The 13428-nt window shown below is 36.0% G+C and carries 15 protein-coding genes and 1 pseudogene; 3 read left to right on the top strand and 13 right to left on the bottom strand.

The genetic code is table 11. The annotated features are described in order from the left end of the window. Nucleotides 1-17: 17 nt before the first annotated feature. The 3 genes from WBG45_RS03395 to WBG45_RS03385 form a co-directional block, all read right to left on the bottom strand. The gene (locus WBG45_RS03395) at nt 18-803 is read right to left on the bottom strand and encodes a basic amino acid ABC transporter substrate-binding protein (RefSeq protein ID WP_424412387.1); all 786 of its coding nucleotides are present in this window, start codon (nt 801-803) and stop codon (nt 18-20) included. A 258-nt stretch (nt 804-1061) separates the two neighbouring features. Beyond that, nucleotides 1062-1850 (bottom strand): VLRF1 family aeRF1-type release factor, encoded by a 789-nt coding sequence (locus WBG45_RS03390; RefSeq protein ID WP_424412386.1) that lies wholly within the window; start codon nt 1848-1850, stop codon nt 1062-1064. 73 nt (nt 1851-1923) lie between these two features. Continuing rightward, complete coding sequence (locus WBG45_RS03385) at nt 1924-3111, bottom strand: DHH family phosphoesterase (RefSeq protein WP_424412385.1); 1188 nt, start codon at nt 3109-3111, stop codon at nt 1924-1926. Nucleotides 3112-3296: 185 nt separating this feature from the next. Between WBG45_RS03385 and WBG45_RS03380 the strand changes: the two genes are divergently transcribed. The 3 genes and pseudogenes from WBG45_RS03380 to cysK all read left to right on the top strand — a co-directional run bounded on the left by WBG45_RS03380 (nt 3297) and on the right by cysK (nt 5277). Next, nucleotides 3297-3533 (top strand): YkuS family protein, encoded by a 237-nt coding sequence (locus tag WBG45_RS03380; protein WP_424412384.1) that lies wholly within the window; start codon nt 3297-3299, stop codon nt 3531-3533. A gap of 131 nt (nt 3534-3664) precedes the next feature. After that, nucleotides 3665-3766: pseudogene (locus WBG45_RS03375) on the top strand (H-type small acid-soluble spore protein); the annotation flags it as partial. Nucleotides 3767-4359: 593 nt separating this feature from the next. Further along, nucleotides 4360-5277, top strand: coding sequence for a cysteine synthase A (gene cysK, locus WBG45_RS03370; RefSeq protein WP_424412383.1), 918 nt, complete (start codon nt 4360-4362; stop codon nt 5275-5277). Nucleotides 5278-5482: 205 nt separating this feature from the next. Here cysK and WBG45_RS03365 read toward each other — a convergent pair whose 3' ends face one another. From WBG45_RS03365 to WBG45_RS03320, 10 genes are all read right to left on the bottom strand, one after another. After that, complete coding sequence (locus WBG45_RS03365) at nt 5483-5926, bottom strand: hypothetical protein (protein WP_424412382.1); 444 nt, start codon at nt 5924-5926, stop codon at nt 5483-5485. A 103-nt stretch (nt 5927-6029) separates the two neighbouring features. Then, nucleotides 6030-6185: a hypothetical protein gene (locus WBG45_RS03360; RefSeq protein WP_424412381.1), complete on the bottom strand. Its 156-nt coding sequence runs from the start codon at nt 6183-6185 to the stop codon at nt 6030-6032. A 351-nt stretch (nt 6186-6536) separates the two neighbouring features. Next, nucleotides 6537-6887 carry a VOC family protein gene (locus WBG45_RS03355; RefSeq protein WP_424412380.1) on the bottom strand — a complete coding sequence of 117 codons (351 nt, stop codon included), beginning with the start codon at nt 6885-6887 and terminating at the stop codon, nt 6537-6539. Between the two features lie 159 nt (nt 6888-7046). After that, nucleotides 7047-7325, bottom strand: coding sequence for a hypothetical protein (locus WBG45_RS03350; protein ID WP_424412379.1), 279 nt, complete (start codon nt 7323-7325; stop codon nt 7047-7049). 107 nt (nt 7326-7432) lie between these two features. Then, nucleotides 7433-8725: an MFS transporter gene (locus WBG45_RS03345; protein WP_424412378.1), complete on the bottom strand. Its 1293-nt coding sequence runs from the start codon at nt 8723-8725 to the stop codon at nt 7433-7435. A gap of 283 nt (nt 8726-9008) precedes the next feature. Beyond that, on the bottom strand, nt 9009-9551 hold the full coding sequence (locus tag WBG45_RS03340; protein WP_424412377.1) for a GDYXXLXY domain-containing protein: 543 nt from the start codon (nt 9549-9551) through the stop codon (nt 9009-9011). Beyond that, complete coding sequence (locus WBG45_RS03335) at nt 9529-10992, bottom strand: DUF2157 domain-containing protein (protein ID WP_424412376.1); 1464 nt, start codon at nt 10990-10992, stop codon at nt 9529-9531. Before WBG45_RS03335 ends, WBG45_RS03340 begins: the two co-directional genes overlap by 23 nt. 64 nt (nt 10993-11056) lie before the next feature. Then, nucleotides 11057-11788 carry a metallophosphoesterase family protein gene (locus WBG45_RS03330; RefSeq protein ID WP_424412375.1) on the bottom strand — a complete coding sequence of 244 codons (732 nt, stop codon included), beginning with the start codon at nt 11786-11788 and terminating at the stop codon, nt 11057-11059. 77 nt (nt 11789-11865) lie between these two features. Next, the gene (locus WBG45_RS03325) at nt 11866-12912 is read right to left on the bottom strand and encodes an ADP-ribosylglycohydrolase family protein (RefSeq protein ID WP_424412374.1); all 1047 of its coding nucleotides are present in this window, start codon (nt 12910-12912) and stop codon (nt 11866-11868) included. Nucleotides 12913-13118: 206 nt separating this feature from the next. Further along, the coding region (locus WBG45_RS03320) for a hypothetical protein (protein WP_424412373.1) at nt 13119-13428 on the bottom strand (310 nt) is incomplete at its 5' end.

Here is a 13428-nt window from a genome sequence, read left to right as displayed (position 1 = left end):
CCCTGTTAAATGTAAAGTTACTCTACATCAAAACCAGTGATTTCTTTTAATTTCCCATTTTCTTTCAGTTTCGCAATACCTTCATTTAATAAATCAAGAATTTCTTTATTCCCCTTTTTAACCATTATTCCATAGTACTCTTTTTCGAAAGCTTCATCTTCAACTGTTTTCAAGGCAACTTTTGGATTGTTTTTCTTGTATTCATTGATGACTGCATTGTCCCCAATTGCTGCATCAGCATTGCCGTTTAACATTTCACTAATGGCAAGCGGCATTGATTCCGTTGCAACAATTTTCGAACTTGTATTACCAAGTAATTCTTTTACTACTCCATGACCAGTCGTATTAATTTGGACAGACACTCGCTTATCTTTTAAATCTTCAAATTTTGTAACGGATGAATCTTCTGGCACTAAAATTAATTGATTAGCCACATAGTAAGGATCTGAAAAATCATACGTTTCTTTTCGTTCGTCCGTAATTGTTATTGAAGAAACCGCGAAGTCTACTTCTTCACTTGAAACGGCAGTGAATAGTGGTTCCCAACCATAATTTTTGAATTCCAATTCAATGTCTAATTCTTCTGCAATAGCATTTAATATATCAATATCTGTCCCTACAATGTTTCCTTTATCATCCATATATTCCATTGGTGCATACGTAGCGTCTGTTGCAACGATATATTTCTTATCCCCCCCAGTGTCTCCTGTTCCTGTCGTTGAATCAGTTCCACATCCAACTAAAGCTAAACTTACACTAGATGCAATAATTCCTAAAGAAAATAAGCGTTTAATACGTTTCAATGAAATACCCCCTATTAATCTTGTTTAAATCTAATTATCTATAATTATCTGAATATTACAGATAATTATTTTTAGTATATCTGAATATTTATTCCCATACAATAGAAATTTATGGGGGTTGAAAGTAGCAAATGACAGAAAGTGCTAGAAATACATATACAAATCCTCAATATTTAGCACCCTTACTAAACATAAAAAAAGATCATTTACTATTCAACGATAGTAAATGACCTTTTTTTGTATGCTATAGTACCTTCTTTATTTTTCAAACACTTGATGAATTACATTACTTGTTTTGCTGTTGTTTAAATTTTTGTAAATACAGCTTGTAGGTTTTTTTCGTAATGTTTCAGAGAAAGCAATCGCCAATTCAGTTTCGCCCGCCACATGAATTTCTTCCCAGCCACGTTCTTTCTTTAAACGTTCAACGGTGATGCCCATACTTTTAAAGAACCTGTTTAAATTTTCTTTCAATCGGGACTCTAGAAAATCAACTTTACTACTGCCAATTACATGGGAACCAGTTGGATCCATTTGTTTCGATTGTCCCCACTCTTCAAGGTTTGGATCAAATACGTAAGTAAGTTCTTCCTTCACTACCCCCATCGCCGTATCTAAAATACGTACTTCCCCAAAACTTGGTAAAACTACACCTGCATCTGGATATGCTTTATACATATACTCTAACTGTTCAAGTACAGGATGATCTTCCCAATGGAAGCTTGATTTAACTGGCACTTGTACATAATGAACCGACCAGAGTTCAGGATTCCCACAAGCAAAAAGAACTAAGCCTTTTCTCAAATCATCTGGATTTTTATCCAGATCATTAAGAACTTTTTCTTTTAATGCCTTTAATGATTTCAGTTCACTTTCTTTTTCTGAAAGTAACTTACTTAAATCCTTAAATCCATTTTTAAGATGGATTTTCCAACCCCCGTTTAAATTGTCAGGGTCACCTGGATTCGTATTTAAATACATACTTAACACATTACGTTCTCCACTGTGAAAGTCTTTCAATGCTTGAAGTTCTTTGCTTGATAACATGAATTGTTATTCCTCCTAATAGTTCTTTACTTTTTCAGCATGCCCTAGGTTATCTAAGTTTAAAACGATTCGATTATTTGAACTTTCTGCTCGAAAACCCATCCATTAGATATTTAACAAACGTATCATCTCTCACTAACCATGCGGCATAGTTTCTTTTCAAATATTTCTCACCGTCATCAAAACTTTCAAATTTTGAATCGAGTATTTTTTTGTTTTTTTCAATTAGCCATTCGCTTTCCCCTAAGGGATAGAGAAAGAAGATTTCTTCCGTTTGATTTTTATAAAGACATCCGAATAAAGAATGTTTTATATTGTATCGGTTTCTCCTTGCGTCTTCCCTCAGGGGATCCAAGTTAAATGTCTCTAAAACAAACTGAGTGTATGCTTCTTTAGTGAGTGAACTACCCGATGCTTTTGCATGCCCTCCACCACCGAATGTACCAGCTACTTCTGAAACATCCACATGATCGTGTACCGTTCGAAATCCTATACGTTTTCCACCAATATTTAAAATAGCAATATAGTCTAAATGTGGGTATTCTTTGCCGAGTTCATTGCCAAGTTCAGAATGATAAGATTCGGCATAGACAATACCTGCTAAATAATTCCCAACTTGTGTTTGGATAAGTTCTCTGCGTTTGCGTCGAATATAACGTTCGATTTTATTCTCTTCCATATCGAGTATTTTGTTTTCGAATTCGTCAAAACGAAAATGGTCATCGGTCATTAGTCGACTCAACATTTTTTCTTCAAATTCCTCAATAGTAATTAAGTAAAAAAGTGCATTAAGACGCTGCGCATGTGCATTATCATTTTTCTCCCATTCCCACGTATCATATTGTCTAACTAGCTCTACAAATTCAGCAATTGCCTCAGATGGTTTTAATAGTTGATTACTTACAAGATGTTCATAAAATAAGGAAGTTGCAGAAGTTAATTTCCCTTCTTCGTCCTCAACCACTACATGTCCCCATTCATATTCGTTAAAATGTAGCGCAGTTTTATGATGATCTAGCAACTGTAATCGTCCATCTGACTGGTAAAAGTCATTAAGTTTTCTTTCATTTTCGTCGTTTACAGACAAATCCGTAATAAATAAAAATGTATTCTTATCGTCATTTTCCAAGAACCACTCTACTTCACGATTTAGACTGGCAATGGAATTGTATCTAACCTTCACCTGTTTACCAAAAGCGAGTTTCGCTAATATACCGCATCCGACGCCGTCCAAATCATTATGAGATAACAATTTATACATATTTTTCACCTCTCACAGTAGTATGGATATAAAAGGTGGAAATTATTGATTCAGATTGTTTTTTTATCTAAAGAAAAGAAAAATCGAAACAGAATAAGTGTAATAGAATTAACGGTGGTTAGTGTCGAAACTTTAGGGCAGAATAACTTTTGTGTTTCTATATTTTGAATGAAGGATGTGGAATAATGGCAAAAATCGCAGTAGAAAAACCATATGAAGATGTGAGACTCGCGCTTGAAGAAAAAGGACATACAGTGACGATGTTCAACACAGATGAAAATGTTACTGGTTATGATGTTGGTGTGGTAAGGGCAATTAACGAGGGACATAACGATGAATTCACATTTCCTGTCGTTGCAATGTCAGGAATGTCCATTGACAATGTTTTGGAAGCTGTTGAAAATCGCTTAAGTCAGTCATAAGCTCAGGAGTTAAATTTATACATTTGGACGCAACAAGCACCTTAACTTAAAGAACAAAAAGCAGAGCAATGGTTAAGACCTCTGCTCTGCTGTTTTGTAAAGTTAATTCTGCTTGGAAAGGAGGTGCTAACATGGATACACACCGTGCACAAGAAATCTCTAATTCGAAAAATATGATTAGTGTCACCTATAACGGTGACCCCATTTATATAGAACATGTCGATCAAAGCGAGTAAACAAAGTGTTGCTGTAACATATTTAGAAGAGCAATAATGGAATTTGGTTTTACTCAGAGATTAAAACGTAGGATTGTATAGCATTCGGATTACTTTCGGCCAAAAACCTGAACCACCATCTAAAACCAAAAGGGCAGAGCGAGGCAAATTCCTCCATTCTGCTCTTTTTTATGGCAATCCTATCATGAACGAGCGACACTGCTAGATATCAAATTGAATCTATCACCTAAAATTCAAATCGATATAGTAGAAAAGTCCAGGCCAAAGCACAAGTAGTACATATCGATTATTAATACTTCTCCAATGTCATCTGGTTGAACCTTATTATTATTAAGGTAATGAGTGAAAATACATTACATTTCACACATCCCTACTAATTTGAAAATTATTTCTTAATACAAGTTTCAGTGTTTTTAACATAATTATCTACTTTTCAACTCGAAGGTTTTTTTATTAATGTCATTCTCTTTTGAATTAATAGCATGCTAATGTTGTAATTCCGAGTTTCTCTATTTGGTTGCTATGCCTTGTTTGTATTACAATAGAATAAACGTGTTTTGTATCATTGATAACGAAAGGTTGTTTTAGTCATGAAACCATTTAACAATATTACTGATTTGATTGGAAATACCCCTGTTGTAAAGCTAAATAGGATCGTACCAGTCGAAGCGGCTGATGTTTATGTAAAGTTGGAGATGTTTAATCCGACAAAGAGTGTGAAAGACCGAGCTGCCAATAATATGATCAAAATGGCTGAAGAACAAGGGCTGATAAATCCAGGTGATACGATTATTGAACCGACAAGCGGCAATACTGGAATCGGTCTTGCAATGGTGGCAGCTGCAAAAGGCTACAGGGCAATACTCGTACTTCCTGATAACGCGACGCAAGAACGAATTAATCTTCTGAAAGCTTTTGGTGCTGAAGTTGTGTTGACTCCAAATGAAGAAAAAATGCCAGGAGCCATACAAAAAGCTCTAGCACTTAAGAATGAAATTCCGAATAGTTTTATTCCTCAACAATTCGAAAACACAGCTAATCCAGATATCCACCGAACTACAACCGCTCTAGAGATTTTGGAGCAAATGAATGATGAACTGGACGCATTTGTGGCAACAGCAGGCACCGGCGGAACCATCACTGGCACTGGGGAAACCTTGAAAGAACATCTCCCTGGTTTGTATGTAGCTGTTGTGGAACCAAAAGGATCACCTGTTTTATCCGGAGGAAAACCTGGCAAACATAAGCTAGTTGGTACAAGCCCTGGATTTATCCCAGATATTCTGAATACAAAAGTGTACGATGAAATTATGCAAATCAGCGATGAAGATGCGATTGAGGTTTTCAGAAAATTAGCACGAGAAGAAGGGGTTTTTGTTGGACCATCAGCAGGTGCAGCTGTTTATGCAGCCATTGAAATCGCTAAACGTTTAGGAAAAGGAAAAAAAGTATTATGTATTGCACCTGACACAGGGGAACGTTATTTAAGTATGAATTTATTTGATTGAGGTATTTCTCAGAAGATCCTTAACGGAATTGGTTCAGACATCGAAACTTAAAAGGAAGTAACAAAAGATATCGGGTAAAATAATAAGCGGTTCAGTTTTGAATCACTTTTTCTAAATAACCCTATCTTCAGAATATTAATACTACCTTCCATAAATATTATAGATATTCCTTATTCAACTACTGCCACTTTAGTTGAATAAGGTTTCAATTTTCATCTTCAAACACCTCTTTTTTCTCGTCTTTCGTTAGACCAGTAAAGAACTTTTTATGTACACGCAACTCTTTTTCTTTCTTGGGGAGTGTTTTTTCAAACCACGTTACTGCCATAGGAGTGTGTTCAGGTTGAGCATTGACTTTTTCTAAAAACCATTCATATTCTTTGAAGGCATCCTCATTAAGTAGCGATATATCTTCTTTTCTACTTGTATAATCTAATTCTGCAAGTTCCCTAGCGGTAATTTCACCTATAATTTTCTTTACTACTCCAATTTCTGAAGGCATCCGTTCTGGATTTAAAGAAACGAAGTAATAAAGATAGCTCGGTGAACGAAACAGTCTTTTCTTCGTATCTTTTTTAGATGCAATATAAAGCCAATCCCCTTTATCACTGAAACAATTAAACTCCTTATTATTAATTGCAACTAACATCTTTTCGTATCTTTTCATAACGCACCCCACATATGTTAGTTTCCTTATTGAAGTAAAGCATTTAGTTGAAGATGGGAATGGTTTAAAAATTCCTCACCACTGGTTAAAATATAAGATTTCTTAGAAACAGAATACCGTAAAATAAAGCAAAACCGATTAAAATTAACGATCCAACCATTATAAATCCATATATGAAGCCTTTACCCATCGAAAATGAATCTGAGAACATTTCTTTAAAAGTTGCAACCATCTTATTCATATTACATCCCCTAACAATTTATCATTACCTACCTTAAAAAAATAAGCAGTTCCTTCAAGTAACCTGCCCCGTTAGCCATCCATGTAGACCAAAACCAGCGCTACACCAAAGAGTATGAAAATGTATTCAGAACGGGTATAGAATGCTAAGGCTAGGTGATGAAGGTCGATCAACTTTGGTGCTTCGAGCCCAACCGTTAGTCTGACTCCAACAACCACGTTGCATCACAGAATGTCGCCGCTCCCTTACGGGAAACACCCATGGAAGATTTATCCTACTCTGATTGTTGCATTATCCTCTATAAAATTCGTTGCTCTAATCACTAAAACACCTCGTTAGCTTAAGAAAGTGTTAACACTTACACACCATTAAATGATTCCCATCAGGGTCTTTAAAATTAAACCATTGGTTATGCTCAATTCCTGTTACTATTTCTACGTTCTTTTCCTTCATATACTCGTAAGCACTTTCTATATTATTAGTATTGAAATGAAATAGTGGGGCTTTGAATATATTTTCAACTGAAAAAATTTTGCTATCTAATACAATCCCTGTTCCATTCATAGGTACTATAAATAAGTGACCAAATAATATTTCGCCATCTGCTGCTAAACCAAGTATGTCACAATACCAATTACGTGCCCTTTCAATATTACTTACAGGAATAAAAACTGTCCCGATTTGATTTCGTATAGGATTCATAAATACCTCCAATAAATTAAATTGATTTACAATATGAATCAATTCGTCGTTAGGTCTCTTTTTCCCTTTTCTTTTTTACTAATCTGCTGCTTTAATTCAATAAAAAAAGGCTCTACTCTTTCTTGAAGTAAAGCACATGTGAGTTAAACATATTCATATTTATTCTTTATTCGAAACTGATAATAACTCAAAGTCCCCAGTATAGTCCCCAGTACATTGCCTAAGAATATACTTGTCTACTTCTATCTTTGTTTCAAACATGATATCTTTACAGTTAAATTCCTCAATAAATTTACCATCAACACTATGGGAGACATTCATTTGTTTTCCATCAAATGTTAATGTTCTAACTCCACGTTGCCCTTCTTCCCCATAAACAACATAGCCTATTTCATCTTCGATTTTATTTTTTTCTGCTCCATCGGCATATCTCTTCACTCACCAATGAATTCATTTTTTTTTTATATTAACATAAAATGACAATAAAGTTGTAAAAATATAGGGGGTTCAATTCATATACGAATTGAACTCCCTTTTTCTTACTTTTATTCCTTTTTACGAGACCAAATAACGACTGGTATTAGCAGTAATGAAAGGAAGCCTCCAACAAGAGAAAGTATAGCGTAACTTGTTTGTGCTACCACTATTCCTGAAAGGCCTCCCCCAGATACACCAGCTAACGCTACCAAAACATCAACTTTCCCTTGTGTTTTTGCACGATTGGATGGCTGTGTTGAATCCACGATGAGTGCTGTGCCACTAATCAAACCAAAGTTCCAGCCAAGTCCGAGTAGAACAAGTGCAACTATTAGAACGATTAAGGAATCGCCCGGTGCAAATGCTGCTACAAAACCTGCAGCCATTAACGTAGCTCCAGCAGCGATTGTCATGACAAGACGTCCAAACTTATCAACTAATACACCTGTTACCAATGACGGCAAATACATGGCTGCAACATGAAAACCAATGACCATTCCTATATCACTTAGATCATGTCCGTGATGCCTCATATGTATAGGTGTCATCGTCATAATGGCAACCATGACTATTTGAGTGATCACCATTACCGTTGCGCCTAAGATGATTCCTCGCTTGTTGCTTTCTAGTGTTTTGGCATTCTCTTCAAATAAATTACGATCGCTATTAGAATCGGCAATGGCATTTGCAACAGCAAGTGGGTCCGGACGAAGTAAAACTAAAAGAACTAAACCGGCAATAATATAGGCTACTGCCGCTAAAATGAACGGACCTGCTAAAGCTGGCACACCGACTGACACAGCAAACTTACCCATGACTCCGACTAAGTTTGGACCGGCAAAAGCACCAAATGTAGTTGAAACCATTGCAATACTAATTGCCTTTCCTCGCTGTTTAGCATTTGCTAAGTCAGTCCCTGCATAGCGCGCTTGTAAGTTGGTAGCAGTTCCGAAACCATAGATTAGGAATGAAGCAAACAGCAGGAAGATATTATTGGTTAATGCTGCGATAATTACTCCGATTGCGCCAACCCCACCAGTTAAGAATCCTGTGGCAAGTCCTGAGCGCCGTCCAAAACGTTGTGACAGTCGCCCTATAATTAGTGCGGCACCAGCAGAACCAAGAGTAAACAGCGCAACAGGAACTCCTGCAAAACTATCTGTACCTAGCATATCTTGAGCGAGAAGTGCCCCAACAGTTATCCCTGCTGCAAGCCCTGCTCCACCGAAAATTTGTGAAATGACAACAATCCACAAAGTTCGTCTGTAAAGCTTTTGTTGTTTCTCTGGCGAATCAATAAAACTTTGCATCCAATCTGGATGACTTTTAATAAGGCCTGAATCATCAGGTTTCTGCGACATCATTCAAACCTCTTTCCGAAAATAGTATCTTATGTATTTTATGATTTCTTTCATTATTATATCCTCTTCATTTAATAATACTATTACTATGACTTACGATTTTTCAAGAAATATTTACTGTATATCATATCGGATTAATAGGGATAAATGATTGAAAGTACAACTGAATTGATCATCCTTAAGCAGCAACGAAACAGAGCTTTACAGGGTCACGTTCCCCCGCTCAGTTCTGTTTCAAAGTGGATTAATTATTAATTAACTCATTACATAAAAAAATCAGAAATTACTCTACACTCCTCAAGATTGCATACCCATTACGTACTTTAATTGTTGCTATTAGCTCCCCATTACGTGCTTTGTCTTCTAACTCTAATCCCGTGTCATCCTCTAGATAGTACTGTTCAATTGGAATTAACGCTCTCACTTTACCATCGTTGATGTATGGGTTAAGACTCCCTTTAATATAAGTACCTGATTTTGGTTTACTCAAAGATAAGCTAGTCACTTGATGCGTATTTGTTTCATTATTATGTGCTAAGAGGATATACACCTTTAATTCATCTTGTGGGTAACTACCATAAGTGTTATCTTCCAGTTTCTTTCTCAGAGTCTTTTCTACAAGATTAATCGGTATGTTTTCCGCTTCAAACTCTAAGTCTACATAGTCGCCATAGAATATGTTACTCGGATCTACTGGTACTGTTTGTAGCCGTATTGTTTCGCCATAATTGATTGTGGCTAATGGCTTAATTGTCATGCTTAACAAAAGGATAATCGGAAATAGTAGAGAGATTAAAAATAATTTATTCTTTGTGAGGTTCTTCATTCTTAACCATCTCCTTTCTCCGCGTTTTTTCAAACCAATAGCCGAGACCTAGTAATAATAAGCCCCCAATGATGAAAGCAATTGATTTGTCCATAAATGCTAGTGATAGATCTACATAGAAACGTAAAACGAACACACAGACAATTGCTACTCCGTACAGATTCTCTTTTTTTACAAGTGTCAGTGCATAGATTATATAGACGACTGAGAAAGCAACTGACGCTATTAAAGCTCTCGAGTCTGGCGTATCCATGTAATTGCCAAGATCCTTGTAAAACATAGGAAACCATATATCAGGAAATGACAATATTAAAGCAGTTGGGAAATGTAGTATTGTCCCTGTTAACCTCATAAAATCTTTATAATCCGGATGTTGAATATAGGTTATGATCATCCATAGTGTGAAGTAGAAAAGTGCTATAGCTGCAAAATTCTCATACTCAAAGTGGTAAAATAAGAGTGCTGTTAAAATTAGTGTGAATGTGAAGTTGACGATAAATAATGGTTGTGACTTATTCATAATGACGTGTCCTATATAGAAAAGAATCGGTACAGATAATACAGCTACGTAAGGAAAATTGTCATGTTCTAATATGGGTTCGAATAAAAAATGCATGGCAATGAATTGATAGAGTAAAACAAAATTCGCAATCATTAGTTCTATTGATTTATTCATAACAAGATAGTTTAGTGCGAAAAGTGCAGGAATGATTAATATCGATAAATACTTGGTCCAGTCATCTGCAAACATAAAGGTCATTTCAACAAACTGATAGAGAATGAAGAAGTTTACCAGTCTGACATAAACGTTGTTTCGCATGAAATAGTAGCCAAAAGCAAAAAGTGCAGGAATGATGAGAATAGGTCCATATTCTAATAAACCTTCTGCAAAAAGGAACTTCATTTCAATAAATGCATAGACAAATACTAGACTTGCCCCTTTTAATATTTTGTCTTTTAAATACATCCCTAAAGGCAAAATACCTATCCCCCACATTAAGAAGGCATCTTCTAAATTTCCACCTAAATGAAACATCTGGCCGATATAGAATATTTCAGCACCATACGCAAATGCCCCTATATAATATAATGCTCTTGAGAGTGCCGGTTTTTTCATTTCTAACATCAAGCCAGCTAGATAAAACCCGATAAGCGTAGTTAATAGTATAAAGAACTTGAATGTCTTTGTAAGTTCAGACCAGTTACTCGCTACAAAACTAAGAATTCCTAAACCGATTAAGACGCCACCGATAATAGAAAGGATTTGTACAGCATTCATTTTCACCATTTGTGATTGAACTTGTGTTGTTGGAGACTCGTACAAATCAATTAATTCGTCAGCTTGCCCTTTGTTCAAATTGCCAGTGCTTTCTAAGTAATTAAACTCCTTTTTAAGGAATTCGTATGTTACCCTCGAGATTCTTCTCTTCAATTGACACACCTCATGTCTAACGATAATTGTCGTTTTTATCTTAAATTATTATTGTGTTAATTAAGTCAATTGCTTATTTCTCTTTTTTACCACGATAAATACATTCCATAATTTCTTTTCTATATACTTCAAGCCCAGGCATTTCAACTTCTTTTGCTATTTTGAGAACAGCTTCTTTATCATACGGTACACGAACAAGTTGAACACCAACACTGTTACCAACTTGTTCAAGAATACAATATGAAGCTTCAGGGATGTCCAGTGGATTTCCCACACTCCCAACATTCACCAAAATGCCCTTCCCTTTAATCGGCTTTACACAAGCATAATGAATATCACCGTATATATAGTAATCAGGTATTCGTTCACCACAAATATTAGTCGTCAATTCGCTATTTTCGAATAACGTTTCTTGCTTCTCCAACGGATGAAAGGGCAAAATTCGCTCGTGAACTGATCGCGGGGAGGCATGGGCGCATCGTATAAACTTATCTCCAAGCATAAATTCATAGCAAAACGGTAACTGTTTCAAATAATAATTATCTTCCGTACTTAATTGATTTTGTTGCCATTTAATTGACTCAGAATCTGATTCATTTAAAATAAATTCATCCCAGTTTCCTCGAATGACAACATCACAATGATTTCTAATCTTTGCGATGACTTTTGCTGGTTCTGGACCTTTACCAATAAGATCACCAATACAAATGACCTCATCAATATTACGTAATTTAATATCTTCAATCACAGCCTCTAATGCAGTCATATTTCCATGTATGTCTGAAAGTATTGCAATTCTTTTCATCCTATTTCTCCTTTTAAATAGTTGCTATGTTATACACTAAGTCAGATTGGGTAATAGATTGTACTTTTAAGAACCGACTAAGAACCTGGGTATCGCTTCCACCATTCCTCAGTGTCTTGATATTTTATGAGCAGGTCATCAGCAAGTTGTAGAATACTTTCACTTAATTCAACCTTCTCGATCCAATCAGAAGGAATATCGCTCAATCCCAAGTATGCTCCGAGAATATTACCGGTGATCGCGCCTGTACTATCACTGTCCCCGCTATGATTTACTGCGGTTATTATCGCCTTCTTAAAATCGTCCTGGTACTTCAAAGCACAATATATAGAAATCGCTAGTGCTTCTTCACCAACCCAACCTTCGCCAAGCTGTGTTATCGCCTTAATATTAGAAGATCCACTTTTAGCAAGCTCCATTGCCTTCATCAAGATTAGAGTGCACTCCTCATGCTTTTTGTGGTTCTTAAGCTCAATAAGTGTATTTTTCACCGCAGTTTCAATGTCATGTCCTTCTATAATAGACGCAATTAAATATGATAAAGCTCCAGCAGATAGATAACCGGATGGATGTCCATGAGTAAGAGAAGCAAACTCGGCTGCCATATGAAAAGCCTCTGATTTGCTATAAAATAGACCTGCAGGAGCAACCCGCATAACCCCTCCGCAGCCCTTGCTATTATTTACATGTTCTTCTATTGACCCTGGTTTCCTACTTATAAGAGCGGATAAACAAGTATGTCCAGGAGCCCTCCTTGCGTGTAGTTCTTTGAGCTCCAGTAACCATCCATTATAAATCCATTCATAATCTTCGAATCTTGTATTCCCTTGTGTCAGCAACCATCTCTGATAGGCAAATTCTACGACTGAAGGAGGATGACAAATCCCTTTTGATCTACCTCTATTTTCAGCTCTCAAGATTCCTTCAGCAGTAAAAAGAGTCATTTGAGTATCATCAGTAATTAGCGATTTCCCAGAAGATGATAGTTGTAAATCTTGAATGCCATTAGGACCATATCGCTCAATGATTTCTTCTAAGTCGAGAAATTCAACTGGCAACCCAAGGGCATCACCAATTGCTCCCCCAATCAAACAACCTCTATAGAATTCTTGGTTTTTCTTCATTCAATGGTCACCCCTTTTAGACTTTTCGGATTAATGAATAACGACCAAAGATACATTATCGCGTTTGTTAAATTTAATGTGATTACTTTTAATAGTCGCGACAAACAATCACATTTTGAACTTACTACCTGCAAATATTCGATAATTAATTGAGAAGTCCCTTTTTAGTAACTCTTCACTAAAATTAAACCTCAAAGAAACTATTTCTATTTTTTCTGATCGATTAAACGCTGTAATTTATTTGCATAGTTTCGAACCGTATCATCCTCATGACTTTTTAAATATGTCACAAGTTCTTGAATCCCCTCACTATTCGTCCCTGGTGTATCATATTTATTGATTATGATTTTCATTAATGCCATTTCGGCGTCTTGCACAATGAATTCATTTTTCTTTTTTACAAGCTTCCCAATTTGATGAATATACCAATTTACATCACATTCATTTTCGCTGAAATGGGCAAGAGCAGAACTAATTACTCCGACGGTATTTCCTCGAAAAGCCTTTTCTCCTTCT

The sequence above is a fragment of the Paenisporosarcina sp. genome (assembly GCF_049671445.1).
Taxonomy (GTDB): domain Bacteria; phylum Bacillota; class Bacilli; order Bacillales_A; family Planococcaceae; genus Paenisporosarcina.
This window is presented reverse-complemented; position numbering and strand designations above follow the sequence as displayed.

Coding starts and splice junctions, on each gene's coding strand:
- WBG45_RS03380 (WP_424412384.1), top strand. CDS start 3,297: ATGGCAAAAATCGCAGTAGAAAAACCATATGAAGATGTGAGACTCGCG.
- WBG45_RS03325 (WP_424412374.1), bottom strand. CDS start 12,912: ATGAAGAAAAACCAAGAATTCTATAGAGGTTGTTTGATTGGGGGAGCA.
- WBG45_RS03385 (WP_424412385.1), bottom strand. CDS start 3,111: ATGTATAAATTGTTATCTCATAATGATTTGGACGGCGTCGGATGCGGT.
- WBG45_RS03365 (WP_424412382.1), bottom strand. CDS start 5,926: ATGTTAGTTGCAATTAATAATAAGGAGTTTAATTGTTTCAGTGATAAA.
- WBG45_RS03330 (WP_424412375.1), bottom strand. CDS start 11,788: ATGAAAAGAATTGCAATACTTTCAGACATACATGGAAATATGACTGCA.
- WBG45_RS03390 (WP_424412386.1), bottom strand. CDS start 1,850: ATGTTATCAAGCAAAGAACTTCAAGCATTGAAAGACTTTCACAGTGGA.
- WBG45_RS03345 (WP_424412378.1), bottom strand. CDS start 8,725: ATGTCGCAGAAACCTGATGATTCAGGCCTTATTAAAAGTCATCCAGAT.
- WBG45_RS03360 (WP_424412381.1), bottom strand. CDS start 6,185: ATGAATAAGATGGTTGCAACTTTTAAAGAAATGTTCTCAGATTCATTT.
- WBG45_RS03340 (WP_424412377.1), bottom strand. CDS start 9,551: ATGAAGAACCTCACAAAGAATAAATTATTTTTAATCTCTCTACTATTT.
- cysK (WP_424412383.1), top strand. CDS start 4,360: ATGAAACCATTTAACAATATTACTGATTTGATTGGAAATACCCCTGTT.
- WBG45_RS03355 (WP_424412380.1), bottom strand. CDS start 6,887: ATGAATCCTATACGAAATCAAATCGGGACAGTTTTTATTCCTGTAAGT.